This window comes from Glaciimonas sp. GNP009 (assembly GCF_054343755.1).
The window spans coordinates 3358801-3377973 of sequence record NZ_JBTGUV010000004.1 but is presented as its reverse complement, the minus strand read 5'-3'; the positions used below and the strand labels follow the sequence as shown (position 1 = coordinate 3377973).

Annotated in this window: 12 protein-coding genes; 3 read left to right on the top strand and 9 right to left on the bottom strand. The window is 49.2% G+C overall.

What is annotated here, in order from left to right; all coding sequences use genetic code 11:
* Positions 1 to 391: 391 nt before the first annotated feature.
* Positions 392 to 1309 (bottom strand): SMP-30/gluconolactonase/LRE family protein, encoded by a 918-nt coding sequence (locus ACXX82_RS15745; RefSeq protein WP_458563232.1) that lies wholly within the window; start codon positions 1307 to 1309, stop codon positions 392 to 394.
* 41 nt (positions 1310 to 1350) lie between these two features.
* The gene (locus ACXX82_RS15740) at positions 1351 to 2136 is read right to left on the bottom strand and encodes an SDR family NAD(P)-dependent oxidoreductase (protein ID WP_458563231.1); all 786 of its coding nucleotides are present in this window, start codon (positions 2134 to 2136) and stop codon (positions 1351 to 1353) included.
* A gap of 424 nt (positions 2137 to 2560) precedes the next feature.
* Between ACXX82_RS15740 and ACXX82_RS15735 the strand changes: the two genes are divergently transcribed.
* Together ACXX82_RS15735 and ACXX82_RS15730 are read left to right on the top strand one after the other, a co-directional pair.
* Positions 2561 to 3502, top strand: coding sequence for a LysR family transcriptional regulator (locus ACXX82_RS15735; protein WP_322236392.1), 942 nt, complete (start codon positions 2561 to 2563; stop codon positions 3500 to 3502).
* Positions 3503 to 3939: 437 nt separating this feature from the next.
* Entirely contained in the window at positions 3940 to 5304 is a 1365-nt protein-coding gene (locus ACXX82_RS15730) for an MgtC/SapB family protein (protein WP_323506094.1), read from the top strand.
* A gap of 111 nt (positions 5305 to 5415) precedes the next feature.
* Here ACXX82_RS15730 and pabB read toward each other — a convergent pair whose 3' ends face one another.
* Positions 5416 to 7377 (bottom strand): aminodeoxychorismate synthase component I, encoded by a 1962-nt coding sequence (gene pabB, locus ACXX82_RS15725; protein WP_458563230.1) that lies wholly within the window; start codon positions 7375 to 7377, stop codon positions 5416 to 5418.
* Between the two features lie 328 nt (positions 7378 to 7705).
* Between pabB and ACXX82_RS15720 the strand changes: the two genes are divergently transcribed.
* Positions 7706 to 9103, top strand: a complete 1398-nt coding sequence (locus ACXX82_RS15720) for an MFS transporter (protein WP_322236387.1) — start codon at positions 7706 to 7708, stop codon at positions 9101 to 9103.
* A 38-nt stretch (positions 9104 to 9141) separates the two neighbouring features.
* Here the strand turns inward: ACXX82_RS15720 and ACXX82_RS15715 are convergent, their stop codons facing one another.
* The 6 genes from ACXX82_RS15715 to fumC all read right to left on the bottom strand — a co-directional run bounded on the left by ACXX82_RS15715 (position 9142) and on the right by fumC (position 19145).
* Positions 9142 to 9744 (bottom strand): DUF938 domain-containing protein, encoded by a 603-nt coding sequence (locus tag ACXX82_RS15715; RefSeq protein ID WP_322236386.1) that lies wholly within the window; start codon positions 9742 to 9744, stop codon positions 9142 to 9144.
* A gap of 190 nt (positions 9745 to 9934) precedes the next feature.
* Positions 9935 to 10495, bottom strand: a complete 561-nt coding sequence (locus ACXX82_RS15710) for a TVP38/TMEM64 family protein (protein ID WP_322236384.1) — start codon at positions 10493 to 10495, stop codon at positions 9935 to 9937.
* A gap of 154 nt (positions 10496 to 10649) precedes the next feature.
* Positions 10650 to 11174 carry a YgjP-like metallopeptidase domain-containing protein gene (locus ACXX82_RS15705; RefSeq protein ID WP_322236382.1) on the bottom strand — a complete coding sequence of 175 codons (525 nt, stop codon included), beginning with the start codon at positions 11172 to 11174 and terminating at the stop codon, positions 10650 to 10652.
* 85 nt (positions 11175 to 11259) lie between these two features.
* The gene (locus ACXX82_RS15700) at positions 11260 to 15399 is read right to left on the bottom strand and encodes a translocation/assembly module TamB domain-containing protein (protein ID WP_458563229.1); all 4140 of its coding nucleotides are present in this window, start codon (positions 15397 to 15399) and stop codon (positions 11260 to 11262) included.
* A gap of 197 nt (positions 15400 to 15596) precedes the next feature.
* Positions 15597 to 17387 carry an autotransporter assembly complex protein TamA gene (locus tag ACXX82_RS15695; RefSeq protein ID WP_323506091.1) on the bottom strand — a complete coding sequence of 597 codons (1791 nt, stop codon included), beginning with the start codon at positions 17385 to 17387 and terminating at the stop codon, positions 15597 to 15599.
* A gap of 366 nt (positions 17388 to 17753) precedes the next feature.
* Positions 17754 to 19145, bottom strand: coding sequence for a class II fumarate hydratase (gene fumC, locus ACXX82_RS15690; protein ID WP_458563228.1), 1392 nt, complete (start codon positions 19143 to 19145; stop codon positions 17754 to 17756).
* Positions 19146 to 19173 lie beyond the last annotated feature (28 nt).

Here is a 19173-nt window from a genome sequence, read left to right as displayed (position 1 = left end):
AGTAACGTGCGAAATAATAGGCGTAATTTTGGGCAATAACATAGGCGGAACCTAGTTAATAAGTAAATTACTTAATTATGGATGGGGAAATCCACTACGATTGTCGTACGACGATGACACATTTTGGAATGTGGCAGCTTACATAGATAAACTATCCAAGATAGACGAGCTGCGCACTACCTGAATTGTCGTTTAAAGGTGAACATCGGCAAATTAAAACGTCAGGTTCAACATTTTTTATTATGTTTTAAAAAATCTTTCAACCGCAAATTACGACGATGATTTCGTCCAGTTTTTCAGGCGTTGAAAGATTGATTTATTCATTTGTCACTGCGCATAATTTGCTAAGTCACGTAATTATGTTGGCTTATAAAGGTCCAACTCTAACCCGCTAAGCACCGTTCATCCCCCCCCCCTTAAACCGCCCTTCCGGCAAACCCCGCACATCTTCGAGCGATATATTAAAAACACCGCCAGCTCGTGGCTCTGATTGTAACGTTTGTTCGGATAAGTCTTCGCGGGCTGTTGTGACAAACAGCGTGGACAATCCGGGTCCGCCGAAGGCGACGCAGCTTGGTTGGGATACTGGTATGGCGATGATACGGTCGATTTGACCGTCGGGGGTGAAACGCACAACACGGTAACCGCCCCATTGGGCGTTCCATAGACAGCCCTGGCTATCGATGGTGGAACCGTCCGGTGAGCCGGGTTGATCATGCAGGTCGGCGAACAGGCGGTCATTGTTGAAGGCTTGTACCGGTACGGTTTTGTCTAACGATTCGTAGTCGCAGCAGCGAATCGTGTTGCTGATCGTGTCGCAGTAATACATCGTTGCGCTATCTGGACTGAAGCAGATACTGTTGCTGATCACGACGGGAGAAAGCGGTAAGCGTTCAAGTGTCAAATCTGTATTGAGGCGATAGAAGCTGCAATTCGGCGCGCGATCTGAGGCGTCGGATTTTGTGCCGAATACGAACCGCCCCTGACGATCACAACGGCCGTCGTTAATACGGGTTGTGAGCAGGTCGGATTCGACCGCGACAATCGGCGTGACTTTGCCGCTGGAAAAGTGAAACCACGCCAATTGTGATGCAAGACCCAGCAACAATCTGTCATCGTCCAGCGTCAGCGCAAAGGTTGCCAGCATCTCAGGCATCGCCCAACTTTGAGTTTCGCCATTAGCAAGCGTGTGGCACCACAGCCGCGATGCCAGAATATCGGTCCACAACAAGCGTCCGGAGCGTTCGCACCATAAGACACCCTCGCCTAGCAAATGCTTGCCATCTACCAGCAATTTAACTGTCGTCATCTTGGTTTCCGTTTGTATTGCTTGTGCTAATGGCGCTTGCATTAAACCCAGCCGCCATCGACGATAAAATCCTGCGCAGTACACATCTTGCTGTCATCGGCTGCCAGAAACAATGCCATGCGCGAAATATCGGCTGAATCAAGACGGGCCTTCAGGCACTGCATCTGATCAATTTCACGATCACCGGCTTCATCGAGCCACATTGTGACTTGCTTCTCGGTCATTACCCAGCCAGGGACCAAGGTATTGACGCGAATATTATGTGGCCCTAAATCACGCGCTAAAGAACGGGTTAAGCCTTGAATCGCTGCTTTTGATGTGGTGTACGCTGGCATGCCGCCGGTTTTGTTTTTCCAGCTAATTGAGCCTAAATTAATAATGGAACCGCCTCCCAATTTTTGCATGTCAGTCATCACTGCTTGCGCCGCAAAAAACTGATGGCGTAAGTTAACTGCCATGCCGTTATCCCAACTGGCGACGGTGGTTTCTTCAATGCTATGACGCTGATCATTGGCGGCATTATTTACCAATACCGAAATCGGTCCGAAGTGATCGCGCGCTGCGTTAATCGCAGTTTGCAGTGCCGGAATATCGCAGACATCACATTGCAAAAAAAGTGGCACGTGACGGCCAGAACCTTCGGCCGCGACTGCTGCGATCAATTTTTCTGCAGCATCGCGATTACGTCCAAGGAAGCTTACCTTTGCGCCCTGTTCCACAAATTGCGCGACGATATCGGCGCCAATGCCGGTTGTTCCTCCGCTGATCAAGACCGTGCGGTCCATCAAACTAGGATAGCTGGCGTAAGTTTTGTTCAAGCTGGTCATGTTCTTGTGTCCTGTTGAGAGATTATTAATCGCGTTGGCTGACGCTCAAATTTGACGGAGGACAGTAAAACTATTGCCTCAACGCCAGGCATTGACCGACGCATCTAGTACTGCTTTGAGAAAATAGCGCTCACTAGACATTAGTGTCCGATTATTACTCGATCATTGTAAAGAAGTATGCGATATCTTTCTAATGAATTATTACGCCCAATCAATACTGAATTTGGTATCATTTAAAAAGACCTTATTCAACAAGGTTTACGTAATACGATCCGAGCAACCGCCTGCCCACACTGCAACGGAAGACAGTCTGTGGATTCCGGGCTGCATAAGTCGGGCCGTACAAGTCGCTAGGAGAACGCATTCCGGTAACTGAGATTTTGCGTAAGTCCTATTGATAATAATTAGTTAATTGGGACAACATATGTCACACAGCGACAGCAACTGGTTTCTCCGCGCACGGCTTAAAACGCGCCAGCTTTTACTTTTGATTGCACTCGACGAAGAACGCAATATCCATCGGGCCGCTGAAGCACTGAACATGACGCAACCAGCCGCATCCAAGCAATTAAAGGATCTGGAAGACATGCTGGATGTACAACTTTTTGAGCGCTTGCCACGCGGCATGAAACCGACGATTTACGGAGATGCGATGATCCGCCATTCACGAATGGCGTTGACGAGTTTATCCCAGGCGCACGATGACATCACGGCGCTCAAATCAGGCTTGTCCGGACAGGTGGATGTCGGTGCGATTCTTACGCCGGGGATGAATCTGGTACCCGCTGCGATTGCGCGTGTGAAGCAGCACTCGCCGATGTTACGGATTGGTATTGAAATCGAAAGCAGTAATATCCTGCTGGAACGCATGCAACGTGGTTCGCTAGATTTTATGGTGGCGCGTATCCTTGATCAGGAAGATAACGGCAATCTCGAATATGAAGAACTGGCAGATGAACCGGTATGTGCGGTCGCTCGCATTGATCACCCGTTACGGAACGTGTCAAATTTGCAGCTAAAAGATATTGCTGACGCGGGCTGGATACTCTCGCCACGCGGCAGTATTTTGCGTCATCGTAGCGATATGATGTTTCACAAAAATGGTTTGCCACCGCCTTCAAATGTGATCGACACCACTGCGGCGCTGGCCATCATTAGCCTGCTTCAGCAAACCGACTTTTTGCATGTTATGCCGGTCGAGGTATCGCGCTTCTACGCTCAACTAAACGTCCTGGCAATTTTGCCGATTGAGTTACCTTGCAAAATGGATGGCTTCGGCATCATCACACGGCGCAATCAACTACTTTCACCGGGCGCCAAGATTTTGCAGCAAGCTATTCGAGAGGCTGCGAAAACGATTTATTGAGCGTAGTCTGATTGAGCAAATAGCGCTCGATTGGCGAATAAATGATTTATATAATAAATTGGCGCATAATACATCGTTGTTCGTAGTTGGATTCTCGCTGAAATTTTAGCAGAATCTATAAGTTGATCGACAGTTGGGTCGATTGTGCTTCGGTCTCAGTTTGACTTACTCGGTTAACCCGACTGACATGCCAGAAGCGGACGCATGCTCGCATGCTTAGTTAAGATGTAATGGGCGCGCTTCCTTAGTCACCTCTCATTAAGTGTCCTCCATCGATCTGCAACAATCCGATGGGAGGTTGCTTTAGTAAAGAACGATTTTTTTATTCTATTTCTTTATTCTATTTCTTTTGTCTTATCGTCAGACTTTGATCTCAGTTCAGCAAAGTGCGCGCGTTCCGTTTATAGTTTCCTCTAACAACAATAAGCTTGCCCTACATGACAGTTATCGATCCTCATACCATCAATATCGCCGCACAACCACTGATCCAGATCGGCATGTCGCTGCCCGAAGTGAAATGGCCGTATTTGATCAGCCTGACACGACTCGGATTGGCACTAGCGCTGGGACTCTTGATAGGGTTAGAGCGGGAGCGGCGCGGCAAAGAAGCGGGCTTACGGACATTCGGCCTGATTGCTCTGTTGGGTGGAATGGGCGGTATTCTCGGCGATAACTACGCCTATCTTATTTTATTTCTGACGGGTGGTTTGACCATCTTTTTAAACCTGCAACGACTGCGAACGCACGTCAGCACCGAGTTGACGACCTCGGCTGCCATGTTGGTTACCTGCGTGATTGGTATCTTGTGTGGCAAGGGCCACACCGCAACACCGGCCTCCGTGATGGTGATCGTCACGGCGTTATTGGCATGGAAAGATCGCCTTGCAGGATTCAGCGTCGGCCTGACTGAGGCCGAAATGCGCTCGGCGTTGATGTTGGCGATTTTGGCTATCGTAATTTATCCGGCATTGCCAATGGGGCCGATTGGGCCATGGAATTTGATCGAACCGCGTGCAGCGTGGATTACAGTCATTTTGATTGCGGGCATTGGCTTCGTCAACTACGTACTCTGGAAAATCTACGGAACACGGGGAATCGCTCTAGCGGGATTTTTGGGTGGATTAGTGAATAGCAGCGTCACCGTCAACGAGATGGCATCACGCGCAAAAGACAATCATCCGGAAACAGTCAGTGCCGCCTATCGCGGTATTTTGCTGGCAACTTCTGCAATGACGATACGTAACGCTTGCCTCTTATTTATTCTGGCACCGGCGGCGGCATTGACGGCGGCGGTGCCGTTCTTCCTGATGCTATTAGTCAATGCGGCCTGGTTCTTCATGGACCGCAATGCAAATCGCACAACCGATGATCATCAAGCTGAACCGGTCGATTTGCCGCTGCCATTCTCGGTGCCTGCGGCGCTAAAGTATGGACTGCTGTTTTTGATATTGCACATCGCTGGCGTCCTGACCCAAAATTACTTCGGCGAGTTCGGCTTTTATGCCGTCAGCCTGATCGGTGGGATTGTATCTAGTGCCAGCGCTGTCGCGGCCGCGGCTAGCTTACTGACCAACAACGCAATATCTGCGCATGTCGTATCGACCGGCGCGGTGATCGCATCGTTGGCGAGCGTCCTGATTAATCTTCCTTTGGTATTACGGGCGCGCAATCGTGGTTTGACAGTGCGGCTATCGTTGGCGATGGTGTCGATATCTATCGTCGGTATTGTTGGCGCGTTAGCTTCCGCGCACGTAATACCGTTGCTGGTGAAACAGTTTCCAATCCTGGCGCAGTTTTATTAAGACAATCTGATCTCATGCATCAGCAGGTATTCATCAACATGTATCTAGCAACAGGTATCTATCAACAAGTATCCATACACCAGTATCCATCCACACTTATGACGACAGAAATTACCAGATAATTTCGGCGGCGATCGCACCGCGCAGTGCATTGCATACCATCACCTGTTCGGCAGATTGAAGATCCTCACGCGTCAAGGCGCGTTCCGTTGCATTCCAGGTCGAATCATTCAGAATCAAGCTGCGCATCACACCGGGTAACAAACCGCTCACTAACGGCGGCGTGTACCAACGTCCGGCTAGCTTAATAAATACGTTGCTGCGTCCACCTTCCGTCAATTCACCGGCCTGATTAAAAAACAACATATCAAATGCACCTTGCTGTTCAGCGGATTTCCACGCATGGTCATAGAGAGTTCGTTGGGTCGTTTTGTGACGTAAAAACAGATCGTTTTTTTCCGTCGGTGCATCAGAAATAATCACCTTAACCGGTTGAGACAGCGAATTCATGGGTGCGCTGGTAACAGACGAGGTGCCATCCGCCGATAAACTTAATCGCAGGCGATGTGCACCATTAGCGGTCAAACTTGCTACGACTTTATCCAAGCGGCTACGCAACTGCGCTTCGTTAAATTCAAAACCAAAATACACCGCAGACGACCGCAAACGATTTAGGTGTAAATCCAGCGCTCGGCAACCGTCTTTGCTAGTTGCATAGATCGTTTCAAAAAGGGAAAAATCAGCACGAAGTCCCGTTAAAAACCGTGCTTTCAGCACACATTCGGCGTACTCATCTTGGGCTACGCTGTCGTACACGATACCCGCACCGATACCCATCTCGCCATGACGAATGCCTTCATCGTTTTCGGCTTCCAGCAACAACGTGCGAATCGGTACCGACAAGCAAAAATCTCCTATTTGATCCTCTCCCAACGGCGCATCAAACCACCCAATTGCACCGGTATATAAACGCCGCGGTGCCTTTTCCAGTTCGGCAATAATCTGCATGGACCGTAGTTTTGGTGCGCCAGTAATCGAACCGCACGGATACAACGCAGTCATTAAGTCGGTCAGGCCGAGATCACCACGTAACTGCGCAGTGACAGTAGAAGTCATTTGCAATACCGTATTAAATCGGCTGACTTCAAATAATTTTGGTACGTATACAGATCCACAATGCGCCACCCGGCCCAAATCATTGCGCAATAAATCCACAATCATCAGATTTTCTGCGCGATTTTTTGGATCTGCGGCCAATGCCAGGGCTGTCCGCTGATTCTGATCGCTGTCATCACTGGCGGCGGCTGTGCCTTTCATCGGTCGTGCGGTCAGCACGCCTTGGTCATGACGCACAAATAACTCAGGCGAAAGCGATAGTACCGCACGACCATCCGGTAATGCGATCAGCGCACCATAAGGGACCGGTTGCCGTTCGCGCAATTGGCGATACAGCGACAACGGACTTCCGTAGACGTCAAAATGCAGGCGAAACGTGTAATTCACCTGATACGTGTCACCGGCTTCGATGTAAGCGTGGATACGCGCAATTGCCTGATCAAATTCGTTCGGGTCAACATTAGGGCGAACGTTAGCTATGCCAGATAGGCTGTTTGCATCCGACCATGCCGTTTTTTGATCTGGTAGCAGACCGTTCAACTGGGGATTACTCATTACCAGCGCGCGCTGCCTCAACCAATCGTCAACTTCTAGCGCGGTTAATTTTTGGCAGGTTCCGAATAGCAATACTTCAGCGAGCGGCTCAATTGTTTGGGACAATTTAGAAATAACTAACGGCACACGGTGGATTGCCGCACCCAGTTCGTAGTGGAATAGCGTCACCACTTGCAGGCCATCTTGCAATGCCTTCTGCATTTGAGCAAGCAATCGCGGCAACGAGTCTGCGTCGTGGCATTGCAATGTGCACCGATAATCAGTGTACAAACGAGAAACCTTCGCCGCGTCGTCAGCACATCGATCATCGAATAAAGCAAAACAATCAGAATCGGCCAGTGTGATGCTATCAACGCTGCGCGCCTCAATGTGCGGTGGCGAAAATGTGAAACCTGAAGTCATAGTTAATGCGAGTCGGGAATAAAGATCATTTTTTGAATTTTACAGAAAGCGAAAAGCATCCTGCACGCCGTCAAAAGAACATTGCAACGAAGCACATATGCTACCTGATCGGCGAAGGATACGCCAAAGCGCTATACTAAGTGCCTTTCGGACTTAGGGGTAATCGGCTTTAAAATAAACTGGATGATCCATATTTCGCCAGTTTCTTGTCCAATAACGGGCTATTTTTGCTTTTATCCCATAAGTCCGCCAGCTCCTGACGTACTTAACACTTCAGTCCAACGGCAGCTTTGACGGTGCCATAGAACGGCACTATCCATCATCGCTCATGGCAATTTCTCGTGTTTTTCTCACTCCCCTCATTGTTGCCTGCGCGCTGTTCATGGAAAACATGGATGCGACGGTCATTGCCACCTCCTTACCCGCCATGGCGCTCGACATGGGCGAAAGTCCGATTGCGCTGAAACTGGCCATGACGTCTTATCTTGTCAGTCTGGCGGTATTCATTCCGATCAGCGGCTGGATGGCCGATCGTTTCGGCGCGCGCACTGTGTTTCGGACAGCTATCGGCGTATTCATGCTCGGCTCCATCCTGTGTGGAATGTCGCATACCTTGGCAGAATTTGTCGCCGCGCGCTTCTTTCAGGGTATTGGCGGTGCCATGATGGTTCCGGTCGGGCGGCTTGTAATATTGCGCACGGTCTCGAAAGCCGACCTGGTCAAGGCGCTAAGTTATCTGACCATTCCGGCGCTACTTGGCCCTGTCATCGGCCCTCCGCTTGGTGGATTTATTACTACCTACTTTCATTGGCGCTGGATATTTTTTATTAATATTCCGATCAGTATCGTCGGCATCTATCTCGCCAATCGCTATATTCAAAATCTGCGAGAAGAACAAACCGTGCCGTTAGACTGGATCGGCTTTATTCTTTCGGCGGTTGGTTGCTCTTGCTTGATGTTTGGCCTTGCCAGCGCCGGACGGCATTTGGTGAATAGTGACGTCTCGTTCATTTGTATGGCAATCGGTGCAACTTCGCTGGTGGCGTATGTGTGGCATGCGTTTCACTGCGAACATCCGCTGCTGAATCTGCGTCTGTTGTCAATTCCGACACTACGCATGAATATCTATGGCGGTTCATTATTTCGCATCGGCATCGGTGCTTTGCCGTTCTTGCTGCCGTTATTATTTCAGCTGGGATTCGGCCTGTCGCCGTTTCAATCCGGCTTGCTAACCTGCGCATCGTCAATCGGTGCCATGTTTGTCAAGACGATCACCACTTTCGTGCTGAAACGCTTTGGCTTTCGAACGGTGCTGATCTATAACACGCTATTGGGGGCGGCATCGATGGCGGCATTTGGCGCTCTGACTGCGGACACGCCACATATCATTGTGGGCGCTTTACTGCTGTTGGGTGGTTGCATCCGTTCCATGCAGTTCACCAGCATCAACGCGATCGCTTACGCCGACATAAAGCCACAACAAATGAGCCAGGCAACCAGCTTGACCAGCGTGGCGCAACAATTGGCCATCGGCATGGGTGTGACTGTGGGCGGGTACTCACTTCAACTGTCTAATCAGATTCAGGGCCACACCACCATTGTCAGCGCCGACTTTTGGCCAACGTTCCTCACTATCGCGATCATTGCAGCCACCGCACTGCCCTTCGCGATAAAATTAAAATCGGATGCCGGCGATGAAATGTCTGGACGTCGCACCATCTCATGATTCCTCAGAAGCGACCGGGCAGAAAATGATTAATCGCGTTACACCCGCTCCCATTCCAATAGCCGGTTATTGGCAGGCATAAGCTGATCCGCCGCCAGAAGGAGCTTATTTTCTGCGGCCAACAGAACCAAATCTGCCATATCCCGAAGTCCCATATGCGCAGCATAATTTTTCAAGCTGACATCAAACGCAGCATTACTATCGCTAGTAAATTGGCCGTCGACATTAAAAGGTCCGTACGTCCAAAAGCGGCCGCCCGTCTTCAGTAAACGACCGACACCTGAAAACATATTCTGTACTTGGGGCCACGACATGATGTGGCAAGTATTGGCCGTGAACACCGCATCGTACTGGCCAGTCAGTGACTGCGACCAATCAACGTCGGACATGTCTAGCGTTAACGGCGACAATACATTTGGTAACTGCGCCTCTTCTTGCCACGCCAGAATACTAGCGTGATTTGCCGTTAGATCGCTGGTTTGCCATATCAGATGGGGAAGCTGCTCTGCAAAATAAACCGCGTGCTGTCCCGTGCCACTGCCGATCTCTAACACGCGCTGCGATGCCACCAATTTACTTGCCAAAACTGCTGCAATAGGAAGACGGTTACGCTCGCAAGCGATTGAAAACTGTTTGGTCATTGTGGCTTTCCGGTTCAATTGAACGCCTATACTATCGGAAATAGCAAAAATAGCGAACTTCGACGGCATGGTGAGGGCTTACCGCGCTATCTGCTCATTGAAGTTTCATGTTTCAACAGCAATACAGAATCATGATATCGAGAATGATTGCCTTACTAGATTGCATCATTTTCAGCACCATCTGCACGCTTCAAATCACATGCAACACCTTGCCAATATAATCAAAAAATAAGCAATACAACATAATCGGCAATGGCAAACCGAGCATCGTTCCAATCACATATTTGTGAAATTTGACGCCAGAAAGTGCAAGTGCATAATTGAGGGCTGGAACGGTCTGAAATAATACGCGAAGCAACGCAATACTTTTAATCGGATGGGCATCAAGACCATGCAGTATCTTTAGCGCATACCGATTTTTCACTGCTCGTATTGCATCGCCACCGACGAAGCGAATCGTCAGGAAAGTAAACAAGCACGAAATGGTGGCCGCAATGTAAGTCGCCACGCCACCCCAGGTTTTGCCAAGGGCGAGCACCGCCGCTGCCAGAAATATCCAGCCTGGTATTTGAACCAGATTCCCGACGCAGAACAACACGACAAAAACCAGCAACCCGGTCAGTTTGTTATCGACCAACTGTTGACGGACAAAAGCCAGGTTGAAATGCTCTCTCAATCCAGAAAATTGAAATAGCGCGAGCAGCGCCAACAAAAACAGAATGACTATACACAATCGTTTGTAGCGGTGCATGGTGCGCCTTTCCGTCTGGAGGTCAAATGTTGCTGATCAAATTCAACGTCAGTAGCATATCGTTGTTAACCATCTTTTATCGTTTAGCCATGGATTCAATTTACCACTACACTATGCTGATTCTTGGGTCTGCTGTACCGCAAAAGTAACCATATCAAACCGCTTGACTGTCCATATCAAGCCCCGCTTTACGTAGTTCACGAAAGGTTAGGAAAACCCGCAGGTCAAACTCCAACTGGTGATATTCGGGCAGCATATACTCACATAGTTTGTAAAATGCCTTGTTATGATCTTGCTCTTTCAGATGCGCCAGTTCGTGTACGACGATCATTTGCAAAAATTCTGGCGCTGCCTCTTTGAACAGTGCCGCTACGCGGATTTCTTTCTTAGCCTTCAGTTTTCCTCCTTGCACCCGCGAGATGGCGGTGTGCAGTCCTAGCGCTTTGTGCGTCAAATCGAGCCGACTGTCGAAGAGCACCTTATCAATATTCGGTGCATTTTTTAAATGTGCCTGTTTTAATGACAAAGTATAAGCATACAAAGCCTTATCATTTTGGACCGCGTGTTTGCCCGGATACCGCTTAAGTAGATATTCCCCCAAACGCTTTTGTTCAATGAGTTGGCGTATCTGATCCTGCAATGCGGACGGATAGGCCTGAAGGTATTTAAGCGGAGTCATAAAGCGGCGATATCTAAAAAATAACTACATGTATAAAAGAAGAATTGTTGTCCAAGACGGCAATACTGCACATCCCTACTACTTACTAGAAATCTACGTCCGGTTTCTCGGCGGGGGGTTTCCCCTTCTTTTCTGCCCAAAACGAATCAAAGCGCTTAGTGAACAAAACGTCCAGACCGTTGATGGTGCCACCACGCAAAACCATCGACCATCGACGCGAAAATTGCCAGGTGAGTTTTAACACGCTAGCTGCGCTGGTCAGGCCCTGCTCGTAACCGAGATTAATTTTTTCGGTAATTGCTTTGCCTATATTGACAACCTGTTCATCGACTAAACCTGACTCACTGGAACCAATCGAGAATTCATCGAGCCCGACGCCTTGGGCTATTTTTTTGCCGCCATAATTACCCAAAAACGCCAAGGCCTGACCGGCGGCCTGACGCTGGCCGAGCGCACTACTGTCGCTGCCATGACCGAACATTAACCACGACAGTTTTTCTTCGTCGGAGACATTTGGCTCAGATACCAGCTTGACCCGCGGCGAGGATGCATAACCACTAATTTCTGCGCCGGCTTCGACATCTTGATTACGCCGCATCGCCAAGATGTTAATGTTAGGATTATTCAGCGGTCCGGTAAAATTAATTAACCCGCGTTCAATTGCCAATTTTCGACCAAATACTTCATAAGTTCCGTCGGTGACACGGATCGTGCCACTGGCACGCAATGGCGCAAACGGTTCACTATGCACCGACATCTTGCCGCCTAATTTGAGATCGGCACCGCTTCCACGAAAACGAAAATCATTGCCGAAATTGACATCGATATTCATAATCGGGGTCAAGCTTCCAGCTGGCTTTTCCGCCGTTTTTGCTATTTTCTGTTTGTCGGTCAACGGCGCAGAACGGGTTTTCCCATCATTGCGAACGATCACGACGTCGTCTCCGAGCGCCGGAGCACTAGTCTTAGGCAAATCGAACAATGCCTTATCGATGGTGAACTTGCCATCCACGTGCAACTGCTCGTTGACATTGGCTACCTTGGCTTGCCCTGATAACATCAACTGACGATCTGGACTGGCAAATAGTTGCAACCGATCCGCGACGATCGTAGCCGTCACATCAGGATTCGATTTTCCAAGCTGAAGTTGACCATTGGCGCGTAGTGTTCCATCGCCACCATGAAACTCCAACTGCTGTAATGCGATGACATTTTTTTCCACATTAAACCGTGCGATACCATCACGTAATTTTATTCCCTGATCATAGAGGGTGACCGCCAGATTATCGCCTGCAACCGTACCGGACAGGGTCGGTTGTCCTAAAACCCCATCAAGCTTTAGCTCCATCTTCAGATTACCGTCTAAACCGACTTGCGGCCCGATCAGACTGCCGAACGTTTTTAGTTGCGGAACGCTGGCTTTTACTGCACCCGATAAGGACGCGTTGTCGGTGATCATTAACCCGTTCCCGATACGGTTCAAACCTAATTTCACTTGCGCATTCACTGAACCGATTTTGGCGGCAGAGAGAGCCGTATTCACATTAACCTGTGTTCCCTGAAGATCCGCACGCAGGCGCAGTTCTGTCAATCCCAGCGGAATGTCTCCGCGCCCTGATGTCACCCGGATATCACCGCTACGTCGGTTAATCTCAACAAACCCGGTGGCGCTGTCTGACAATCCAAAATCCCAGCGACTGTCGAGGACCAGGTCTGTTTTTAACGGTGGCGCAGTGCCGGTAAATTCATGTACAAGATCGACTACCGTTTTCACATTCAGCGCATTCACGGCACCAGCCGACTGTATGCGCCCATGATCGATACTTAGATTTTTTAAATCAATGACCGCATCGGCAATCGTCAGCCGAGTCGCGCCTAAAATAATCTTATCTCCTGCCACGCTAATGGACAAAGGCGTGTCTAGTGACACACGAGGAATACCTTGATTTTTCAATTCGCCTAGCGTGCCCTGCCAACCATAGCCGGTGGCATTTTGAATCACTTTTCCTTGCGCGGCCAAAGTCAGTGCCAATGGCTTATCGCGCACGGTACCAACAGTATCAAGCTTTAAACTGTGATCGCCAAAAGTACCGGATAGGCTTGCGTTCATTTTGCTCAACGCAATATCTGGGCCACGGTAACCATGCGCTTCGATGCTGACTTGGAGGCGGTTGGTGGCGGCGGATACCTTGGCACTCAAGTCGGCTTGAATATCGGCCTGCCCGGACAAACTGTCGATTTGCTGCGCCCCGAATACTAACTTTTCCGCGCGATAGGTCGCCTTGACGACGGGCTTTTGAATGCTTCCGCTGACCTGCCCTTCCGTATTGAGCGCACCTGACAAACCAAATCCCAATCGCTGTAATTCCGGCGCATCTACCTTGAAGTTAAAATGATCTCCCGGCACACCAAAATTGCCCTTTAATTGGGCGTTATTACCTGCCACGGAGATTTGCGCCTCACTTGGCAATAAGCGCTTATCAAGCAGATTGATAACGCCTTTCCCCGTCATTGGCAGGTGGTCATAAACGCTATCGAGAATATTGAATGCCAACTTTAGTTGCAACGTCGGCGCTAACTTCCCGGCAGCATTAATATCCATGTTGATGCTTGCAGAAACAGGTTTTGCTGTCTTTACGTAGCTGCTCTTTATGTGCGGTTGCTTTTCAAATTTCTTGTCCGACTTTTTGGCCGCTGGAGAACTACTCTTTATCCATAAAGCAGGATCGAAATCACGTAGTTTCCCCTTCATCGTATAAGCCATACCGTTGGTACGATCCACGGTTCCGCTCAGATTAAGATGTGCAGGCCCGGCTACCAATTCTGCGAGACGCAAATCTATTTTTTTGGGATCAATCACCGCATCCATTTTTGCCGAAAAATTTTTGTCGGCCAAGGTTAATCCGATTACTTGTGTATCCGGCGTCAGAGTGACACTAATTGGACCTTGCAATTGCGACGTCTGTAATTTTCCATGCAATGCATGTAGATCGAGATCGGCAACATCAAAGGTAAAATTACCGGTATTTTTCTCCTTACCATCGGCGTGATATTCACCCGCACCGCTGATCAAACCTTTATCCAGTAATTTAATTTTCAAGCCTGATAGTTGCTGGGTTTTCGCGTCCAGACGTAATTGCGCGTCTACGGAGATCAACGGCAAGCGATCTTTATCGAGAGCACCGGGAATCGCGTTCGAGATATGCAAAGGGCCGCTCACCGCCAGCAACGCTAAATCAACTTTGCTGCCTGATATGTTCGTCTTTGCTGGCACACCGTCAACCGCTTCCGGAGGAGAAATCGGCGTCAGATCGGCCTGAATATTCAAGTCCGCCAACGGTGCACCGGCGCTGAATAATTTTGGGTTGATGTGCGTAGCGCTGATACGCACGCGCTCAAACGGGATCGGTGCAAACGGTGTCGCAGCAATCTCGGCAGTGGCGCGTAGTTTGTCGCCGTTGCCTTGTAAAGCAAGATTCAAATCAGATAATGTGCCCGACACTTTGGCAACGATCTGATATTTTTCCTGTTCGTAAGCACCTTTTAGTTCTGCACCACCGCTAATCGAAAACGGTTTCGTGCCCTGTAAATGCACCGTTCCATTTGCGCTACCGAATGCTGTGTCCAAACGTTCTAATACCAGCGTATGTTGCGTCCCGTCAGATTGTCCGTGCAACGATAGATTACGATATTCCGTTGTACTTAATCCTTCCGTCAGGGCAAGCTTATCCAGCGTAATACTATCGAGCGATAATGCCAGCGGCAACGTTAATCGCGTTGGCAATACCATTGGCTCGGACGGCGTTGGCTGCATCCGTGCTGCCACGGTGCCAATGTGCAAATAGTTGATACTGAATTTCAATGGAGAAAATGTCAGGCGCCAACTTCCATCAATTTTATTGATAGTAAATTCTTGCGTTGCATCACGATAAACCACGTTCTTCAGCCGCACGCCTTCCGCCACCGTACCGCCAGCTAATTCGCCACTTAGATGTTTTTGCGATAGCCAAGTCGCCGTATTCCATATTGCTTTAGTCCCGGATTCCGTGCGGAGTCCAATGAACAGGGCGCAGATCATCAACACCAGAATGAGTAGTAGCGTCAACATTAGCGCGGCTATTCTGCGGACGAAACCTGAACGGCCACCGCCGTTTTTTCCCGACGCTGGCGGCGCTGGGTTTGGCGTGGCTGATTGATCGGTGTTTGATGCTATTGCTTTGGTCATGCAAATATCTTGTCGTAGTAAATGGATGGATCCGGCACCTGCCCGAATGATTGAGTACCGTTATACGGCCACTGCAATCCAGCTGTTTTTCTATCGGTTTAATAACAAAATTTTACGGGCATGACAGATCAGAAATCTGTCCTATGTCTATAAAAAATCACCGCACCGAAAAATATTTTTACAATCATAAAAAGTCATCAGAATGCAATACCGAGCGAAATGTGAGGCCGAATACGCCTGTCCTGGACGCCATAGGCCAGATCAACGTTGACCGGACCCACGGGACTGCGCCAGCGCGCACCAACTCCCGTACCAACCTTAATTTCCCTATCGACGAAGCTATTGGTCGCAGCGCCGATATCGTAGAATATTGCGGCGCCCCAACTGTGATTAAACCAATGCTGATATTCGGCGCTGGCAGTCACTAGATATTTTGTGGGATAGACCGTGCCGTTTTGGGTATTGCCGATACCCTGATAGCTATAACCGCGCACAGACTCATTCCCGCCAGCCCGGAACAGTAACGATGCAGGGACTTCCGCGCTGGCCCCTTTTGTAAATACCGCGCCGCCTTCGACGCGGAAAATCATGATGTCGCGTTTAGCGATCGGAATATATTTTTTATAGCGAAGATAAGCGCGAAAAAAACTTTGGTCGGTGAGTAATCCCTTCAAAGCGATCCCCGTTTGTACGGAAAAAATATGGCCTTCAGTCGGAAAAATCTGATCGTCGACATCACGCCGGGTCCAGCTAAATCCTGGCACTACTGCTTGATGTTTACCTGGCAAAACGACAGTGTCCGGCGGTAAAACGGCGCCATCGGTCTGTTGCAGCGAATCGCGATAGTAATCAAGCGTCAATGCTGTGTCATAGTTTTCCAGAGAACGTGCGCGCTTTAACCCAATCCTCTGGCTGCGCAGGTCCACTCCTTGAAGAGTAGTGCGATCATATGAAGTATTAATGCCATTCACAAAACTACGTTGGTCCGGCGGCATGTTTAAGCTGAGCGATCCATACTGACGTCGCTGTTCAATTTTGGCCGTACTGTCAAAGATCCAGGCATCGCCAAACACATTGTAATTCGAGTAGCCACCCTGGACCTGAGCACCCGTATCTGTCGCATAACCGACTCCAGCTCTAAGACGCTGTGCTGGAAACTCAGTAACCTGCACCTTTACCGGCGTCAACGCCGGGTTGGTCGCATCGTCGTCAATTCCCACGATGACGTTACCAAAATAGCCGGTGTTTTGTATTTGCCGCTGCAGATACAGCAAACGGTCCAGATCGTAATTCTCGCCAACACTTAATGGATTAACATTTTGGATGATCGTATTCGGATAGCGTTTAGTTCCGGTAATTTGCAACGCCCCTAGCGTAAATGACGGCCCACTTTCATACTCAACCGATAACTGCGCTTCACTGTTGTCGGCCTCAATCCTTGCCTCCGAATGGGCAATCTTCGCAGACGGAAATCCCTTATATTGCAACAGCTGTAAACTATGCTCCTTAGCCGCATCCCAATCACTCTGACGAAATGGCTGGCCAACGGGCAAGCGCCAGTTGCGTTGAATACGCGGAATCCGCTCTGGCACCTCGGTCGCTACCTTCCCTGTCACATCGATAGTTGCGCTGGAAACGATCGTCCGTTTATGTGCATCAACTTTGAGATGGATGACTTTGACTTTTCCATCGTCGACCGTCACTTCGGTGGTGGGCAAAAAATAACCCTCAGTAGACGTGAGTTGGGTGACTTGGTCGTTGACCGTATCGAGCATAAATTTTAGCTGATCGTCACTCAAGTCGTCGCGATCCTTATAGCGCACTAGGTCCAGATGCTGCTTCAATAGGGCACTAATTTCTTTAGGAGCCTCAATCTCAACCTTATAGACGGCAAAGGCGTCGGTAGCACTAAAGGAAAGAACGCCGAAAACAACCCCGCAGAGTCGGTTTGTGAACCATCTAACGGACTTGCCGTGGCACTTCCTCATGCGCAATAGTCCTCGTAGCAAAAGCGGCTCGACATAACAGCGCCCCAACAACATTGATAAGAGAAAAGAAATTGAAGCATAGCGTTCGGGATTTAACAAAAAAGTCAGGCTACGCTAATAGAATACGTACGTATTAATATCTCAGTAACATAACAGGGTAGCGAAGTGCGGCGATAGCAATTGAGGCAAACAGATTGATGACAATCTTCGAAGCAGCCATCGACATTAATTGTGCATTATAAATAAAGCAGGCCGCAAGAACCTCGCAAACCTGCATATTTAGGGAAACTTAACCTGATTTAACATTTTTTCGGCATCAATTATTCAACCGGCACGTCAACCAATGACAGGCTGAACTGCTGTAGATTACTCTGGATAAGTCATCCTGGACGGTTGCACCCAAGCCACAAACTGATCTTCGGTAACGTAACCCAGATCCAGCGCCGCTTGCTTCAAAGTACTGCCATCGTGATGCGCATGCTTGGCAATTTGAGCCGCTTTGTCGTAACCGATATGCGGTGCCAACGCAGTAACCAACATCAGCGAGCGTGCCATCAGTTCTGCGATACGATCCTCGTTGGCGGCAATGCCAGATGCGCAATGATGGTCAAAACTATGCATACCGTCCGTAAGCAGACGGACGCTTTGCAAAAAATTATGCGCGATCAATGGCTTGAAAACATTTAATTCAAAATTACCCGATGCACCACCGAAGTTAATGGCGACGTCATTGCCAAAGACCTGACAGCAAATCATCGTCAATGCTTCACATTGAGTCGGATTGACCTTGCCGGGCATAATTGAACTACCAGGTTCATTTTCTGGAATACTTATTTCTCCCAAGCCAGAACGCGGACCCGACGCCATCCAGCGAACATCGTTGGCGATCTTCATCAGGGCTGCGGCCAACGTCTTTAATGCGCCATGTGCCGCGACCAACGCATCATGTGCGGCGAGCGCAGCGAACTTATTTTCTGCCGTACGAAATGGTGCATTCAGCGCTTTGCTTAACTCGGCAGCGACACGCGCACCAAATTCAAGATGTGCATTCATGCCGGTACCGACTGCCGTGCCGCCCGCAGCAAGCGCGCACAAACCGTCTAATGAAGCGGCAATATTACGTTCGGCGAAATCGAGTTGCGCCACATAGCCAGAAAATTCCTGACCGAGCGTGAGCGGTGTTGCGTCCTGCAAATGGGTACGCCCGATCTTGACGATGTCGACAAATGCGACAGATTTTTTCTGCAATGTGTCGCGTAAAGCACTTAACGCGGGCAGCAACAATTCGCTCATGCCCAACACTGCGGCGACATGCATCGCTGTCGGAAAAATATCGTTGGATGACTGACTTAGATTAACCGCATCATTAGGATGGATCAAACGTGTTTCGCCACGTTCTCCACCAAGCAACTCGGAAGCACGATTGGCTAGCACTTCATTCATGTTCATATTGCTCTGCGTACCAGAACCGGTCTGCCAGACTGCCAATGGAAATTCGTCTGGATGCTTGCCGCTACTGACCTCGGTCGCCGCTTGCATAATCGCATTGGCTTTTTGTGCCGGCAACTTGCCGAGATCCAAATTTACTTGGGCGCAGGCGTGTTTGACATATGCCAGCGCAGTAATCAATTCGACTGGCATACGCTCAGTGGAAATATGAAAATGCGCTAATGAGCGTTGCGTCTGCGCTCCCCAAAGTCGCGCATTCAGTACATCAATATTGCCAAACGTATCCCGTTCAATTCTGGTACTTTCCATCTTTAGCTCCAAAAGAAAAATACAACTT

Bases quoted from the DNA above. Each gene is read 5' to 3' on its own strand.
- ACXX82_RS15700 (WP_458563229.1), bottom strand. From the start codon at position 15,399: ATGACCAAAGCAATAGCATCAAACACCGATCAATCAGCCACGCCAAAC.
- ACXX82_RS15745 (WP_458563232.1), bottom strand. From the start codon at position 1,309: ATGACGACAGTTAAATTGCTGGTAGATGGCAAGCATTTGCTAGGCGAG.
- ACXX82_RS15705 (WP_322236382.1), bottom strand. From the start codon at position 11,174: ATGACTCCGCTTAAATACCTTCAGGCCTATCCGTCCGCATTGCAGGAT.
- ACXX82_RS15735 (WP_322236392.1), top strand. From the start codon at position 2,561: ATGTCACACAGCGACAGCAACTGGTTTCTCCGCGCACGGCTTAAAACG.
- ACXX82_RS15695 (WP_323506091.1), bottom strand. From the start codon at position 17,387: ATGAGGAAGTGCCACGGCAAGTCCGTTAGATGGTTCACAAACCGACTC.
- ACXX82_RS15730 (WP_323506094.1), top strand. From the start codon at position 3,940: ATGACAGTTATCGATCCTCATACCATCAATATCGCCGCACAACCACTG.
- ACXX82_RS15710 (WP_322236384.1), bottom strand. From the start codon at position 10,495: ATGCACCGCTACAAACGATTGTGTATAGTCATTCTGTTTTTGTTGGCG.
- ACXX82_RS15715 (WP_322236386.1), bottom strand. From the start codon at position 9,744: ATGACCAAACAGTTTTCAATCGCTTGCGAGCGTAACCGTCTTCCTATT.
- pabB (WP_458563230.1), bottom strand. From the start codon at position 7,377: ATGACTTCAGGTTTCACATTTTCGCCACCGCACATTGAGGCGCGCAGC.
- ACXX82_RS15720 (WP_322236387.1), top strand. From the start codon at position 7,706: ATGGCAATTTCTCGTGTTTTTCTCACTCCCCTCATTGTTGCCTGCGCG.
- ACXX82_RS15740 (WP_458563231.1), bottom strand. From the start codon at position 2,136: ATGACCAGCTTGAACAAAACTTACGCCAGCTATCCTAGTTTGATGGAC.
- fumC (WP_458563228.1), bottom strand. From the start codon at position 19,145: ATGGAAAGTACCAGAATTGAACGGGATACGTTTGGCAATATTGATGTA.